12 protein-coding genes are annotated in these 14,784 nt (G+C 73.2%); 7 read left to right on the top strand and 5 right to left on the bottom strand.

The window, feature by feature from the left end:
• Positions 1 to 99 precede the first annotated feature (99 nt).
• Positions 100 to 1,200, top strand: coding sequence for a hypothetical protein (locus tag ACYVOM_RS27880; protein ID WP_460306487.1), 1,101 nt, complete (start codon positions 100 to 102; stop codon positions 1,198 to 1,200).
• Between the two features lie 45 nt (positions 1,201 to 1,245).
• Here ACYVOM_RS27880 and ACYVOM_RS27875 read toward each other — a convergent pair whose 3' ends face one another.
• Positions 1,246 to 2,277 carry a phosphotransferase family protein gene (locus tag ACYVOM_RS27875; protein WP_460306486.1) on the bottom strand — a complete coding sequence of 344 codons (1,032 nt, stop codon included), beginning with the start codon at positions 2,275 to 2,277 and terminating at the stop codon, positions 1,246 to 1,248.
• Positions 2,278 to 2,370: 93 nt separating this feature from the next.
• On the opposite strand from ACYVOM_RS27875, the gene ACYVOM_RS27870 reads away from it, so the two are divergent.
• Positions 2,371 to 3,009: an HAD family hydrolase gene (locus tag ACYVOM_RS27870; RefSeq protein ID WP_460306485.1), complete on the top strand. Its 639-nt coding sequence runs from the start codon at positions 2,371 to 2,373 to the stop codon at positions 3,007 to 3,009.
• A gap of 434 nt (positions 3,010 to 3,443) precedes the next feature.
• On the top strand, positions 3,444 to 3,653 hold the full coding sequence (locus ACYVOM_RS27865) for a PspC domain-containing protein (RefSeq protein WP_460306484.1): 210 nt from the start codon (positions 3,444 to 3,446) through the stop codon (positions 3,651 to 3,653).
• 126 nt (positions 3,654 to 3,779) lie between these two features.
• On the opposite strand, the gene ACYVOM_RS27860 is transcribed toward ACYVOM_RS27865, so the two are convergent.
• Positions 3,780 to 4,349: a hypothetical protein gene (locus ACYVOM_RS27860; RefSeq protein WP_460306483.1), complete on the bottom strand. Its 570-nt coding sequence runs from the start codon at positions 4,347 to 4,349 to the stop codon at positions 3,780 to 3,782.
• 2,103 nt (positions 4,350 to 6,452) lie between these two features.
• On the opposite strand from ACYVOM_RS27860, the gene ACYVOM_RS27855 reads away from it, so the two are divergent.
• The 3 genes from ACYVOM_RS27855 to ACYVOM_RS27845 all read left to right on the top strand — a co-directional run bounded on the left by ACYVOM_RS27855 (position 6,453) and on the right by ACYVOM_RS27845 (position 9,741).
• Positions 6,453 to 8,642 carry a hypothetical protein gene (locus ACYVOM_RS27855; RefSeq protein WP_460306482.1) on the top strand — a complete coding sequence of 730 codons (2,190 nt, stop codon included), beginning with the start codon at positions 6,453 to 6,455 and terminating at the stop codon, positions 8,640 to 8,642.
• A gap of 5 nt (positions 8,643 to 8,647) precedes the next feature.
• A complete protein-coding gene (locus ACYVOM_RS27850) occupies positions 8,648 to 9,130 on the top strand; it encodes a hypothetical protein (protein WP_460306481.1) in 483 nt (160 codons plus the stop codon).
• Positions 9,131 to 9,213: 83 nt separating this feature from the next.
• Positions 9,214 to 9,741, top strand: coding sequence for an RNA polymerase sigma factor (locus ACYVOM_RS27845; RefSeq protein ID WP_460306480.1), 528 nt, complete (start codon positions 9,214 to 9,216; stop codon positions 9,739 to 9,741).
• 164 nt (positions 9,742 to 9,905) lie between these two features.
• Here ACYVOM_RS27845 and ACYVOM_RS27840 read toward each other — a convergent pair whose 3' ends face one another.
• From ACYVOM_RS27840 to ACYVOM_RS27830, 3 genes are all read right to left on the bottom strand, one after another.
• Positions 9,906 to 11,093 carry a lipid-transfer protein gene (locus ACYVOM_RS27840; protein ID WP_460306479.1) on the bottom strand — a complete coding sequence of 396 codons (1,188 nt, stop codon included), beginning with the start codon at positions 11,091 to 11,093 and terminating at the stop codon, positions 9,906 to 9,908.
• Positions 11,090 to 11,521, bottom strand: a complete 432-nt coding sequence (locus ACYVOM_RS27835) for a Zn-ribbon domain-containing OB-fold protein (protein WP_460306478.1) — start codon at positions 11,519 to 11,521, stop codon at positions 11,090 to 11,092. The genes ACYVOM_RS27840 and ACYVOM_RS27835 overlap by 4 nt, the downstream gene beginning before the upstream one ends.
• A 77-nt stretch (positions 11,522 to 11,598) precedes the next feature.
• Complete coding sequence (locus tag ACYVOM_RS27830; protein WP_460306477.1) at positions 11,599 to 13,203, bottom strand: serine/threonine-protein kinase; 1,605 nt, start codon at positions 13,201 to 13,203, stop codon at positions 11,599 to 11,601.
• A 68-nt stretch (positions 13,204 to 13,271) separates the two neighbouring features.
• Here ACYVOM_RS27830 and ACYVOM_RS27825 point away from each other — a divergent pair, with 68 nt between their 5' ends.
• Entirely contained in the window at positions 13,272 to 14,621 is a 1,350-nt protein-coding gene (locus ACYVOM_RS27825) for a glutamate-cysteine ligase family protein (protein WP_460306476.1), read from the top strand.
• Positions 14,622 to 14,784: the final 163 nt, after the last annotated feature.

Below are 14,784 nucleotides of genomic sequence, written 5' to 3'. Positions count from 1 at the left end.
GGTGGCGTGGCGGAACCGGGGCAATTTAGAACTTGTTCTATTTAGGCCCGGGTGGGGATAGTGGTCCGGAGATCCTCCCCGTGGAAAGGTCCCACCCCGATGATCGGTCCCCTGGACGAGTACCCCATCCACCAGGCCGCCCTGCCCATGGCCTGGGCCGCCACCAGCGACCGCAACTTCTACGACCGCTGCTACTTCAACGCCCACGACCGCACCGGCGACGTCTTCGTCATCACCGGCGCCGGCTACTACCCCCACCTGGGCACCAAGGACGCGTTCGTCCTCGTGCGGCGCGGCGACGTCCAGACCGTCGTGCGGCTCGGCGACGCCATCGACCAGGACCGGCTGAACCAGCACGTCGGGCCCTATCGGATCGAGGTGCTCGAACCGCTCCGAAGGCTGCGCGTCGTCTTGGCGGAGACCGAGGGCATCGCCCTCGACCTCACGTGGGAAGGGTCCTTCGACGTCGTCCAGGAGCAGCCGCACCTGATGCGCACGGGCAGCCGGATCACCCTCGACGCCCAGCGCTTCGCCCAGGTGGGGACCTGGAGCGGCACGGTGACCGTCGACGGAGAGGAGATCGCGGTGACGCCCGACCGATGGGTCGGCACCCGCGACCGGTCCTGGGGCATCCGTCCCGTCGGCGAAGCGGAGCCGGCGGGACGGCCCGCCGATCCGCCGTTCGAAGGCATGTGGTGGACCTACGCGCCCCTCCGGTTCGACGACTACGGCATCGTCCTGATCATGCAGGAGCAGCCGGACGGCTTCCGCACCCTCAATGACTGCACCCGGGTCTGGAAGGACGGCAGGGTGGAACAGCTCGGGTGGCCGCACGTCCAGGTCAGGTACGCGCCCGGCACTCGGACCCCCACCGGCGCGACCATCATCTGCACCACGCCCGACCGCAAGACCGTCACCCTGGAGATCGAGTCCCTGCTCGCCGTCCCCATCCACGTCGGAGCCGGCTATGGCGGCGACCCGGACTGGTCCCACGGCATGTGGAAAGGCCCTGGCTTCGTCGAACGCGTCACCTACGACATCACCGCCCCCGACGTCGCGGGACGCGTCATGTTCGGCGTCATCGACCACGTCGCCCGTGCCACCTGCGACGGGGCCGAGGGTTGGGGCCTGTTCGAACACGCCGCCATGGGCCGGCACGACCCCACCGGCTTCCCCGACTGGTTCGCCGTCGCCGAGTGAGGTCCGCCCCGCCTCCGCGGGGCGGACCACTTCAGGGCGACCCGTTCAGGACAGCTCGTCCAGGACCGTCTCAAGGACGCGGGTGGCGGTGTTGTCGTAGGGGAACGGGTCGTCCGGGCCCACGAGCTCGTAGTGGATGAGGAGCTGGCCGATGCGGGCCATGACCGCGGTGAACTTGAGGCCGGACAGCACGTCGTAGGGGCGGAGGTCGTCCAGCTCGCGGCCCAGGAGGCTCGCGTACCGGGCGATCGTCTCCTCGCGCGTGGGGAACCCGGGAAGGCCCTCGGACCCGACGGCGTCCTTGTGGTGCCGGTCGAGGTACAGGTACCAGGCCAGGTCCTCCTCCGGCTGGCCGAGGGTGACCATCTCCCAGTCGAGGATGGCCGTGACCTCGCCTTCGACGAAGAGCAGGTTCCCGATCCTGGAGTCGCCCCACAGCAGTGCGGGCGGCCTGTCCTCGGTGGGCGCGTTCGCCCGCAGCCACTCCAGCGCCCGGTCCGCGACAGGCACCTTCCCGGAGTAGCCCCAGCTCAGGTAGTGCTCCCAGTAGGCGATGCGCTGGGCCCACCCCGTAGGCCCGTACTTCGTCTGGTCCACGTACTCCAGGCCTTTGACGTCCTGGAGGTGGACCGACGCCATCGCGCGCAGCCCCGCGTCCCACAAGGCGGCCCGCTCGTCCTCACCGATCTCGGTGACCCACCCTTCCTGGTGGTAGGGCGGCATGTCGGACGGCGCCCGTCCCGGGTAGGCCGCCATGACGAAGAAGGGCGCGCCGAGAAGCGAGGCGTCGGGCTCGTACCAGAAGACCTCGGGCACGAGCAGCCCTCGGGAACGCAGCTCCCGCAGCACCTCGTACTGCTCCTCGAAACGCGGCTCGGGGAAGATCTGGTAACCGGTCGGCGCGACCTTGGCGACGTAGTCCGCGCCGCCGGCGGTGAACAGAAGGGTCTCGGCCGAGAAGCCGCTCGTGGAAGGCGTCTCCAGCCGCTCCACCCGGGGGTCGGGCAGCCGGTCGGCCAGCCAGCCTTCGAGGACGGCGCGGGTCAGCTCCGGGTCGCGCTGATCGGGGACCGGCACGTGAACACCACCTAACTAGCGCTTGGTCGTTATTTCTCCGCAAGGTAAACCCTCCCGGCCCGCCTGGGAAGGGTCGCCCCTAAAATCTGAGAAGTGGAGATCAAGGCGGTTTTCTTCGACATCGGCGAGACCCTCATCAACGAGGGCCGGATCTACGACGCGTGGGCCGACTGGCTCGGCGTCCCCCGGCACACGTTCCACGCCGTACTCGGCGGGGTCATCGCCCGCGGCGAGAACCACATGAACGTCTTCGAGCACTTCCGCCCTGGTTTCGACCTCGCCGCCGAGGAGGCCGCGCGCGCCGCCGCGGGCGTCCCGAACGGGTTCGGCGCGCAGGACCTGTACCCCGACGCCCGCCGATGCCTCGCCGCCCTGCGCAGCGCGGGCCTCGTCGTCGGCGTCGCCGGCAACCAGCCCGCCGAGGCCGCCGCCCGGTTCGCCGCCCTGGGCCTCGAGTCCGACATAGCCGCGATGTCCGCCGAGTGGGGCGTGGAGAAGCCTTCCCCCGCCTTCTTCACCCGCCTCTGCGAGGAGGCTTCCCTTCCCGCCTCCGACATCCTCTACGTGGGCGATCGCGTCGACAACGACCTCGTCCCGGCCGCCGCCCACGGCCTGCGCACCGCCTTCCTCCTGCGCGGCCCCTGGGCCCACGTCCAGTCCCTCACCCCCCTCCCCGTCGAACCGACCTACACCCTCCCCGACCTGGACACCCTCGTCACTCTCCTCACCTGACCCACCGCACCCGCACCCGCACCCGCACCCGCACCCGCACCCGCACCCGCACCCGCACCCGCACCCGCACCCGCACCCGCACCCGCACCGAAGATCGTTTACGCTCCGCCGGGATTCACACGCGCCGAAGCCGAGCACGCCCAGCCGGTGACGAGAACCGTCACCGCGGCGGACCCGGCACCGCCCAGACGGCATTCGCGGGGCCTGCTCCGCGCGGGCGGATTGCCGGTTGCGTCAGTGAACGGCGGGGTTCGCGGTACCGCGGTTGCGGGATTTGGCGGCCCCTAGGGGATGTCCCGTAATGCCGCGGGATGAGTTCGAGACGGTCCGTACAGGGGATTCGAGGCGGGCGGCCGCTGCCTAGCGTGGGCAGCGGATGAAGGTACGACCCGGCCGCGACAGGCGCGCCGGGCGGACGAAGGGGAGGCGGAAAGATGAGCACGCTCTACCGGCCGGATCGCGGCCACGGACGCATGATCGGCGGTGTCTGCGCGGGCCTCGGGCAGCGATTCGGCATCAGCGCCTCGGTGGTCCGGATCCTTGCGGTGCTGTCCTGCATCCTGCCCGGACCGCAGTTCCTGATCTACGCGATCCTCTGGATCATGATGCCGAGCGAGAGCCGCCACCGGGCCCGCATGGGTTGAAGGCGCCATCCCGAACCCGCGAAAATGCGTAAGGTACCGACTGCGTCACCGTACGCTACCGCGAGGTGCGCGCGGCCCCCCGCGCCGGTCGGCCCCGTGCCTCTTGGAGTTTCGCGGGGCGGCGTGTTAGATCGGGGATCGGGAGGAGGCGCCGTGCGCGGGGAGCTGAGCGACGAGGCGGGGAACCTCCTGCGCTTCCTGCGCGAACTGGCCCGCGGCAGGCGGGTCAGGGTCCTGGACGTCGAGGAGCACGACGAGGTCCACTGGCTCGCCGAACTGCCCGGCGAGCTCCAGGTGCGCACCGACGCTCGCCCGGGAGAGGCGCTGCTCGGGCTGCCGCCGATCCCGCTCACCCCGCCCGCCGCCCTCGCCGAGTTCGACGGCTGGCTCGCGCTGCGCCGCTGGTACCGCACCCTGCGCGGCCACGCCGAGATCCCCGAGGGCAGGGAACTCGTCCTGGCGACGGGCCTGCTCACCTGGACCGCCGACGACGGCACCGCGGTGCGCGACCACCTGCTGCTCACCCCCGTCCGGATCGCGGTCGATCCCGAGACCGAACGCGTCGACGTGGTGCTGTCCGACCGCCCGACGGTCCTGCGCGACCGCGAACTCCTCGACGGGCTCCCCGGCTTCCACGCCGCCCGCACCGACTGGCTCCGCGACGCCGTCCGCTCGGGCCAGGGCACCGCCCTGCACGACTCCACCCCCGACATTCTCCGCAAATGGTCCAACTCCGCCTTCGCCGCCCCTCTCCCCTTCCACGAAACCTGGACCGAAACCCCCACCGTCCCCGCCCCTCGCCTCACCCTCTCCCCCGCCCTGATCCTCCGCACCCCCACCGACCTCACCCTCGTCGACTACCTCGACGCCATGCTCACCACCCTCACCCCCCGCCACAGCACCGCCGCACACAGTGCCGCCGCAGATAGGGCCGCCGCAGATAGGGCCGATACGCGCACCGCCCCGGCCGCCGGGGCACCGGCACGCCGCGAGACCGCCCACCCCACCTCGAACCCCCAGAGAATCCTCCCCCGGCACGGAGCCGGACAGGAAGCCACGACCCGCCCGCCGAGAACTCCCCACGAGGCAGCCCCCCACCCCACCCCCGCACCCGAACCCGACCGGCGCGGCAACCCGACCCGCCACACCACCGGCGCCCCCATCCCGAGCACCCCGACCAGCGGTGAGCCGCTTCCGGAACTCCGCGGAGCAGCAGCGGCAGGACCCTCCCCCAGCCGAACCACATCTCCCCAACCCGACACAAGCGAACCCGCAACCACTCCAGGACCCGACGCGCCGAGTCCCTCGAACACGAACGGACCGGACTCACAGGCCAGCGCACAGCAACCCGGATTTGGGACACAAGCAGCCGCAGCACGCTCCGAATCAAGGCACGACCAAACGACAGGCCCCGAGCGCCCCGAAACGCAGCACACAGCACCGACCACATCGCAGCTCCCGAAAACACCGGCCCACGACCACGCGAGCACCCTCGCAACAACCGACAAGACAAGCCCCAACGCAATAAAGCCCCCCAAATCCGACCCGCGCACCGATCCAGGCCCCTCGGCAACAGCGATCCCCGGCGCACGCCCGCACGACGGAGCACAGCACGGCACAGCCGCGGCGATCCAGCCGGCAGCGCCCACCGCGACAGGCGACACCGAGCGCAACGCAGCCACCGCAACCGAGCCCACGGCAGGCGCTGGACCAGGCCACGCCGGAGGGCGCGGCGGGGCCGGATTCGCCGGGGCGCAGCGCCCGCAAGGCGGCGCGCAAGGCGGCGCGGAGCACGGCACAGCAGGGGTTTCAGGGGCGGAATCGCCCGACCGGAACGAATATGGCGGAGCCATGGCCAGCGCGGCCGCGGCGCGCGTTGCGACAGACGAGGCCGGACGGCGAGGCGGGGCGGGATTCGGCGGGGCACAGCGCCCGGAAGCCGACGCGCAGGGTGGCGTGGGCCGCGATGCAGCGGAGGTGTCGGGCACGCGATCGCACGGCGAAGCCGAGCGCAACGCAGCCACGGCAGCGGCTGGGACAGGCGAGGCCGGAGGGCGCGGGCTGGTCGGAGTCGGCGAGGCGCAGCACCTGGAAGCTGACGTGCATGGTGGTGCCGAGCACGGTGTGGAGGCAGTGTCCGCGGCTGGGGCGGGAGAGAGGATCGGGAGCCTGGGAGAGGGCGCAGGTGGCAGGCTCGCGGGCAGCTCTGAAGGTCGTGGTGGGAAGGCCGTTGATGCTGCGGCGACCCTGGGGGCCGATGGGCGGGGTGACGGGGACTCGCACGAAGCGGGAGCTCAGGGTGAGATGGGACGTGAGGGCTCGGAGCCGGGCGGGGGCTTGGTTGGAAGCGGGGAGGCCGCGCCTGGAAAGGGAACGGTCGGAGGGGGCGACGCGGGCGGGCCCGGGCCCGACGGACGTGAAGCGGGTTCTGGGCCGGGCTCGCTGCCAGGCGTCGCGGGGGCGGCGAACGTCGTTCAGGTACCTGGCGCCGTTGGGACGCCGGGCGGCATAGGGACGTCTGGTGCTGGGGTGGCGGGCACCGTTCAGGTGCCTGGCGTCGCGGCGACGGCGGGCGCGGCACAGGTGCCTGGTGCTGTGGGGTCGCCGGGCGGCGTAGGGGTGGCTGGCGTCGTGGGGGTGCCGGGTGGTGTTCAGGTGCCTGGGGTTGGGGGGGTGCCGGGTGGGGTGGGGAGGTTCTTGCGGCCGGGGGTGGAGGATCGGTTGGCGCATGTGCGGGATCGGAAGGCGGCGGGAGGGTTGTTCACGGCGCTGTTGGGGCGGGGGCAGCGGGTGTTGGCGGTGACGGGGCGGCCGCGGGAGTTGCGCGACGCGCTGCCGCCGGAGTTGGCGGGGCTCGCCGTCACGGTCGCGGGCGGGCGGGCGGATGTCGTGGAGAAGGTGCGGGGGCTCGGGCAGCGGGTGTCGGTGCACGATCCCGAGCGTTATGAGCGGGTTCTGGCCGATCGGGCGGCTCGGGCCGCGGCATGCGATCGGGAGGTGGGCCGACTGCGCGAGGTGCTGGTCGAGCTCGCGGCGGACGTCTCCTACGACTTCGGGCCCGGTCTGCGCGGGTCGCTGCAGGAAGTGCGGGCGCTTCTGCGGTCGGGATACTCCTGGCCGCCGGTGCTGCCGGGACTGCCGGAGCGGCCACCGCTGAGCGCGGCCGAGGCCGCTGAGCTGGGCACGCTGCTCGCCGCGCGGACCCCGAGGCGTCAGGCCAGGGCCGGACAGGTGCTGCCGGAGCCGGGTTCGCTGCCGGGGGCGGACCAGGTGCGGGCGCTGATCAGCGTGGCGCAGGTCCCCGCGCCGGACCCCGCCGGGGATCTGGCCCAGCGCCTCGCCGACCGTGACCCTGCGGTGGTGGACCGGCTGGAGGCCGCCGCGAACGCGGTGCACCGCGCCCTGACGGAACTCGGCGTCAGCTGGGACAGCACCGACTGGGCCCTGCGGGCGCTGCGCGACGGCATGGCGGGTCCGTCCGCCGGTTGGGAGCGGCTCGCCGCGCTGGGCACGCGGGCGGCGGAGGCCGACCGCGCGCTGCGCTCCGTCGGCGCCCGCTGGGTGCTGCTGCCAGCGGGCTCGGAAGGCGATCTGATCACCGTGGCCCGGGAGCTGCGCGAGTACCTCGCGGGCGGCGGCGCGCTGAAGCGCGGCCCGCTGCGCCCCGGCGTCCAGCGCCGTGCCGAGCCGCTGCTCTCCGAGGCGGCGGTCGACGGGGATCCGCCCGCCACGCCGGAGCTGCTCGACGTGGTCATCGCCGCGCTGGAAGGCCGGCAGGCCGTCGACGAACTGGTCTCGGCCTGGGCGGCGGCCGGCGTCGAGCTGACCGAGACCCCGGCGCTCGACGGCATGGTCGCGCAGCTCGCCGGGCTGTACACGCGGCTGGCGCAGGTCCGCGCCGCGCTGCGCGCCATCGCCGAGACCGCGAGCCTGCTCCGCCGAACGGGTCTCACCGTGCCGTTGACCTCTCCGGAGGAGTGGATCACCTATCGCAGCGCGCTGGAGACCGTCCGGGTCCGGCGCCGGGCCTCGACGGCGTGGGCGGCGCTCGCGTCGCTGCGCCAGGCCGTCGACCTCCAGATCCGGCGGGGCGGCGCGCCCCCGGAGCTGACGGCGGCGGCCGCGGCCCTGTCCGCACGCGACCTGCCCGCCTACGAGCGGTGCCTCGCCGCGCTGGAGGCCGCCCGGGAAGAGCAGCGCGCGGAGCTGCGCTGCGCGGAACTCCTGGCGAGGCTCGACGCGATCCACCCCGCGCTCGCGGAGTCCCCGGTGCTCGCCCCCGACACGTGGGAGGAGGCCTGGCGGTGGGCGCACGCCTCGTCCTACCTGCTGGACCGGCCGCGCTCGGCGGCGGAGGCGGCGGCCGAGGCCGAGCTCGCGCGGGCCGAGGCGCAGGCCGCCGAGGCCAAGACCGCGCTCGCCGCGGCAGAGGCGTGGGCCTGGGCGCTGCGCAGGGCGGGCGGCAGTCCGGCGCCCGAGTCTCTGCCGCTGTGGATCATGCCGCTGGACAAGGTGCCCACGGTCGTGTCCCCCACTCCCGACGCGTTCGACGTGGTCGTCGTCGACCACTCCGGGGAGGGCGCGGAGGCGCTCTTCCTGCTGTGGCTGGCGCCCCGCGTGATCATCCTGGGCGAGGGCGGGGAGATCCCCGCCGATCGGACGCTTACCCCCGCGTCGACGTTCTTCGGCGCGCTCGCCGCGCGATTCACCGTGCTGGACTCCAGCGGGACCGCGCGACCACCCGTCGCGGCCGCGGCACCTCCCGGGGTGCCGGCGCCGCGCCCGCCCAGCGGGTTCGTGCCCGGCCGCTCCATCGTCGCCTACCAGCGCGACGAGCTGCGGGATCTCATCGCGGGCCTGGCGGCCGAGACGGGGCTGTCGGGTGAACCGCTGATCTCCCGCGCCCGCGTGCTGCTGGCCTGCCCGGCCGACGAACACGCCATCGTCGAGGCCCGTCTGCGCTATGCCGTCCGGTCTCTGGCAGGGTGAGGTCCGTGTCTCGCCGTCCGAAACCACCACCCGGCCAGGGTCCCGCCGTCGTCTGGACGGGGCGCGGGCCCCGCGCGTACGGCACCGCGTTCGCGGGCGCGGTGGCGCTGGCCGCCGTCCTGCTGACGCTGTCGACGGGCGACCTCGCCTGGGTCGCCAACCCGCTGGTCTGGTGTGCCGTCGTCGTCCTCGCCGGGGTGGTCGCGCTGATCGCCTGGTCCCGCAAGGCGACGATGTCCGCCGGGAACGAGTGGTTCCGCTCGGGCTCGTCCTGGGTCCGCGTCTCCAAGCTGACCAGGGTCAAGTTCGCCCCGTCCCCCCGCCCGACCCTCCATCTGGAGGACACGGCCGGACGCGACCTCACCGTGGACCTGCTCGCGCTGTCGGCCCACCCCGACCTGTCGGCCCATCTCGCCACCACCCTCCGCGCCGCCGCCCCCGACCTCTCCCTCGACCCCCAGACCGCCGAGTACCTCAACTCCCTCTGACCCGGACGGAGTCCCTCGGGTGAGGGGGTTCGGGGTGGGGACGGGTTCTACGGTCCCAGTGGCGAGGGAAGGGGCTGGGCGGGGTGGTCGATGAGGTGGGGTTGATGGGGCGGGTCGCTCGGGGGGATGCGGGGGCCTTTGAGGAGTTCGTGGGAGTGGCGGGCGGGATCGTCGACGGGTACTGCCGGCGGATCGCGCGTGATGCCCATGAAGCCGATGAGTTGCGGCAGCTCACCTATATCCGGGCGTGGTCCAAGGCCTGCGGCTTCGACGGGAGGGCGTCGCTCAGTAAGTGGCTGTACCGGATGGTGGTCAATCTGGCGATCGACGAGCACCGGCGCAGGGGACGGCTGCCGGTTCCGGTCGAGCGGATGCCCGAGCCGCCGCAGGACCCGGGCGGCGCGATGGAGGACGAGGTGGCCGGCGCCGTGGATCTGCGAGCGGCGGTCGTCCGGCTGGCGCCGCACTACCGGAGTGTCGTGATCCTGCACGGTTACTGGGATCTGTCCGACGCCGAGGTCGCGGACCGCTGCGGGATCGCATCTGCGACCGTGCGCAGCAGACTGCACCGGGCCCGCCACACGCTGCGCGAGGCACTCGCCGGATCCTGACCCCGCTACGCGAGGCACTCTCGGCATCATGCCCCCGCCGCGCGAGGCACCTGCCGCATCGTGACCCCGCTGCGGGAAGCGCTCGCGATCGCCCGGTTCCACGACCTCCTGGCCGCGCGGCTCCACCCGCGCCGGGGTGTGGCCGCGGCGGGCGCCTCAGCGGGTCAGCGGGTGACGATCGTGGCGCTGCCGTGGCCGAAGAGGCCCTGGTTCACGGCGACGCCGACCGTCGGGGAGGCGACCTGGCGGCCTTCGGCGCGGCCTTCGAGTTGGCGGGTCAGTTCGCAGATCTGGGCGATCGCCTGGGCGGGGATGGCTTCGCCGAAGCTGGCCAGCCCGCCTGACGGGTTGACGGGGATCCGCCCGCCGATCGCGGTCTCGCCGGCTCGGAGAAGGGATTCGGCCTCGCCGGGGGCGCACAGGCCGATGTCCTCCATCCAGTCGAGTTCCAGGGCCGTGGACAGGTCGTAGACCTCCGCGAGGGACACGTCCGACGGGGCCACCCCGGCCTCCTCGTACGCGGTGTGCGCGAGGTCGGCGCGGAAGGGCCTGGCCGGTTCCGCGACGGTCATGGCCGCGTCGGTGGCGAAGTCGGGAAGGTCGATGACGGTCTTGGGGAAGGTCGGCGTCACCGTCGACAGGCCCGCGATCCGGACGGGGTTCAGCCCCCGCGACCTGGCGAACTCCATCGAGGTGAGGACGAGCGCGGCGCCGCCGTCGCTGGTCGCGCAGATCTCCATGAGGTGCAGGGGGCTGGCCACGATGGGCGATTCGAGCACCTCGGCGACGCTGGTCTCCTTGCGGTACCTGGCGTTGGGGTTGGCGGCGCCGTGCCGTGCGTTCTTCACCTTGACGAGCGCGAAGTCCTCCGGCGTGGACCCGTACAGGGCCATCCGGCGGCGGGCGGCGAGGGCGAAGTACAGGGGGTTGGTGGCGCCGAGGAGGCGGAAGCGCAGCCAGTCGGGGTCGTCGGGCCGGTCGCCGCCGACGGGCGCGAAGAAGCCCTTGGGCGCGGCGTCCGCGCCGACGACGAGGGCGACGTCGGCGAGCCCGGCGAGGATCTGGGCGCGGGCGTTCGCGACGGCCTGCGCGCCGGAGGCGCAGGCCGCGTAGCTCGACGACACGCGCGCGCCGGACCAGCCGAGTGCCTGGGCGAAGGTGGCTCCGGCGATGAAGCCGGGGTACCCGTTGCGGATGGTGTCGGCGCCCGCGACGTACTGGACGTCGGTCCATTCCAGACCTGCTTCGGCGAGCGCCTCGCGGGCGGCGGTGAGGCCGTATCCGACGAAGTTCCTGCCCCATTTCCCCCACGGGTGCATGCCCGTGCCGAGGACGGCGATCTCCCGGCTCATTCGGCGGGCCTCCACATCCAGACGAGGTAGTCGTCGTCGCCGTCGGTGTAGAGGGTGCCGACGGTGAGTTCGACCTCCTGCCCGACGGCGAGGTCGTCGACGCCCACACCGGGGACGACCTGGCCGAGGACGACGATCTTCTCGGTTTCGAGTTCGACGGCCGCGACGACGTAGGGCCGGAACGGCTCGGGCGACATGTAGGGCGGCGGCGGTTTGTACCGCGCGTCCGCGTAGGACCACACCTTGCCCCGCGTGGAGAAGGTGTAGGGCTCCAGTTCGGACCCGTCCTTGGCCCCGGTGCATCCGGGGTTGCGGCAGGCCATCTCGTTGCGGGGGAAGTAAGGCGTCCCGCAGACGGCGCACCGCGTCCCGACCAGGGCCGCGGGCTCCACCGAGAACCATCCCTCGACGGCCATCTTCTGAGCCAACCGACACCTCCGAAACCAACCAAGCGACCGCTTGACTATAACCGCAAGCCTCCCGCGCGGGACACCCCGGGCCCGGGTCAGCGGGTGACGGTGAAGGTCAGCTCGTCGAGCCCGATTCCGGCGAGGCAGCGGTACGACCGGATGCCGCCCCCGTACTCGTGCTCGGACGGCGGCAGCACCTCGATCCTCCACTGCGCGGGCTTCGCCAGCTTGCGGCCCTTGCCGGTGAGGACCAGGTCGAGCGTCTCCTCCGCGCAGATCGCGCGGATCCGCGCGCTCCGGTCGACCGCGCCGGCCTTCCAGCCGACGCCCTTCGGCAGTTTCCCGACCGCGAAGGTCTCCCACGTGTGCGGCTCGTCGCAGGAGCGCAGACCCGCCGTCCGCTCGTCGCCCGTCTGGGCGACCCCGGCCCAGCACTCGGCGGTCACCGTGCACTCGGCGGCGCTGCCGTGCAGCGCGGTCGCCCCGCACGCCTCGCCGGTGGTCTGCGGCTCGATCAGCGCGGGCATCTGCCCGACCTCCTCCTCGGGGAAGACCTCGGCTTCCGCGCCGTCGCCTTCGAGTCCTCCGCCCAGCGCGCCGGGATCGTCCGGGGGGACGACTCCCGAGCCGCCTTCCGAGGCGGTCCCGCCGGTCCCCCTGCCTTCCAGAACGACGTATCCGACCCCGCCGAGCGCGGCCAGGGCCACGACCAGCGACGCGGCTCCGAAGACCACGCCGAGACGCCCTCCGCGCCGCGCCTCGACGGTCTCGTCGGAGTCCCGGTCGGGATCGGTGCGCGCTTCGGGGAAGGAAGGAGTGGCCTGCGGGGAAGGGGAAACGGGGAAGGTATCCCGTGCGGTCGGATGCGGGTCGGCCGCATGGGACGCCTCCGGGCGGGCGTCCAGGGCAAGGGAGGCGAGGGCGTCGCGGAGTTCGGCAGCCGTGGGGCGGGCGGCGGCGTCGTACGACAGCGCCCCGCCCAGCAGGTCGTTGAAGTCCGTCGGCACGTGCGCCAGCGGCGGCACCGGCCTGGTGATCGACGCAGCGAGCTGGATCAGCGAGGGCGTCCCGTGCTCGGGGAAGTGAGGGGGACGGCCGCGCAGCAGCGCGTACAGGGTGGCGCCGAGCGAGTAGACGTCTCCGGCGGCCGAGGGCTCCTCCTGGCGGAACGCCTCGGGCGAGGCGAACGCCGGGGTGAGGGCGTTGCGGGTCACGGAGCTCTCCAGGCCGGGGGCCTGCTCGGCGGCGAGCCCGAAGTCGGCGAGCCCGACGTTCCCGTACCGGTCGATGAGGATGTTGGCCGGTTTCAGGTCGCGGTGCAGGATGCCCGCGCCGTGCGCGGCGGCGAGCGCGTCGGCGATCGCGACGCCGACGGCCCGCACCTCGCCGACGGGCAGCGGCCCGTCCTTCGCGAGGCGGTCGGCCAGGGAGCCGTTCGGGCACAGCTCCATGACCAGATACGGCCGTCCGTCCGCGAGCACTCCCGCGTCGTAGACGGCGACCACGTGGGCGTGGCCGGAGAGCCGTCCCGCGGTCTGCACCTCGCGCATGAACCGCCGCCGGTCGCGTTCGGTGGCCAGGACCCGGCCGTCGACCTTCAGCGCGACCTGCCGTCCCACCGCCAGTTGGGTCGCGCGGTAGACGGTGCCGAAGCCTCCCTGGCCCAGCGCTTCGGACAACTCGTAGCCGGGAACCAACATCCCCCCACCTCCCGCTGAAACCGCGACGAATTATGGCAGGCGGGGCAGGGCTGGCAGAAAGGAATGCGATGGGCGGAGGAGTCGGGGAGGGAGCGCTCGCGGAGTTGTTCCGCGGGGTGCCCGGTCGGACGGAGCTGGTCGGCGTCGAGATCGAGGTGGGGGTCGTCGATCCGCGGACGGGGGTGTCGCGGCCGTATGCGGGGGAACGGGGCGTCGCGGGGCTGCTGGAGCTCATCGCCCGGCGTTGGCGCGGCACGCCGGTGGTGGAGCGCGACGCGATTTTGGGGTTCCGGCGGAACGACGGGGCGGAGATCACTCTGGAGTCGGGCTGCGCGCTGGAGTACGGCTCGCCTCCGGCCGTCGGGCTCGCCGCGCTGGTCCGGCGGGTGCGCGCGGACCTCGCCGACCTCGCCGCGCTCGCGCACGAGCAGGGCCTGGCGCTGCTGTCGGGGGCGCTCATGCCCTACAACCCGTCCGGGCACCGCACCTGGGCGCCCAAGCCGCAGATCCCGCTGATGCTGGAGTTCTTCCGGGCCGAGTTCGGCAGCCGCTCCACGGGCTGGGCGGCGATGTCGCGGATCCTCTCGGTGCAGACGACGCTCGACTACACCGACGCCGCCGACCGCGACGCCAAGCACCGCACGGCCAACCTGGTGTCCCCGCTCGTCGCGGCGCTGTTCGTGAACTCCCCCGTCTGGGAGGGAAAGCCGGCGGGGCGGCTGTCGCACCGGCTGCACGTGTGGTCAGAAGTGGACCGCCGACGCACGGGCTACCTTCCGCACGCCCTCGGCGATCCGCTCGACCTCGACAAGTTCCTCGACGCGATCACCAGGCTCGCTCCGATCTTCCGCAGGGTGACGGGAACGGCCGCGGCAGTCCCTCCGGGCCGTTCCTTCCGCGACCTCCTTGAGCACGGGTACGGCGACGGCTCCTACCCCACCGACGAGGACTGGACCGCCCTCCTGTCCACGCTGTGGCCGTATGTCAGGCTGCGCCGCACCCTTGAGCTGCGCGTCGCCGACGGCCCCGACCGCACGGCCTGGCCCGCGGTCCCCGCGCTGTGGACGGGCCTGCTCTACGACCCGCGGTCCCGGGCCGAGGCCGCCGACCTCATGCGCGGCACGGGCCTCGCCGAACTCGACGCGCTGACCGCCGCCGTCGCCGAGGACGGGCCGGCCGGCTCGTTCGGGGGCATGCCGCTGCGCAGCCTTTGCGCGGATCTCGTCCGGATCGCCAGGGAAGGCCTGGAACGCCGGATCGCCCGAGGACAGGAGGACGAGGAGGTGCTGGCGTACCTGGCCCCCGTCGAGGCCGTCGCGGAGTCCGGCATCACCCCGGCCGCCCGCCTCGCCGAGGCCTGGCGCACCCGCTACGCGAGCGACCCCGCCGCCTACGTCCACGACCACCGCTACACCTGACGGCTCACCAGCGCGCGGTCGCGAGCACACGGGCGGCACAGAGCGCGAGAGGAAGCCGCGTCCGTCCGCCCGCGACCGACGAGCGGGCGGACGGACGCGGGCCCGTCCCCGGCGCCGGCGCGAACGGCGCGCGGGGGCGGTCGCCGAGGCCTGACGGACGGCA

The organism is Actinocorallia aurea (assembly GCF_054783995.1).
The sequence above is the reverse complement of the archived record's forward strand: the minus strand, read 5'-3'. Positions and strand labels throughout refer to the sequence as shown.

Coding starts and splice junctions, on each gene's coding strand:
- ACYVOM_RS27880 (WP_460306487.1), top strand. CDS start 100: ATGATCGGTCCCCTGGACGAGTACCCCATCCACCAGGCCGCCCTGCCC.
- ACYVOM_RS27830 (WP_460306477.1), bottom strand. CDS start 13,203: ATGTTGGTTCCCGGCTACGAGTTGTCCGAAGCGCTGGGCCAGGGAGGC.
- ACYVOM_RS27825 (WP_460306476.1), top strand. CDS start 13,272: ATGGGCGGAGGAGTCGGGGAGGGAGCGCTCGCGGAGTTGTTCCGCGGG.
- ACYVOM_RS27865 (WP_460306484.1), top strand. CDS start 3,444: ATGAGCACGCTCTACCGGCCGGATCGCGGCCACGGACGCATGATCGGC.
- ACYVOM_RS27840 (WP_460306479.1), bottom strand. CDS start 11,093: ATGAGCCGGGAGATCGCCGTCCTCGGCACGGGCATGCACCCGTGGGGG.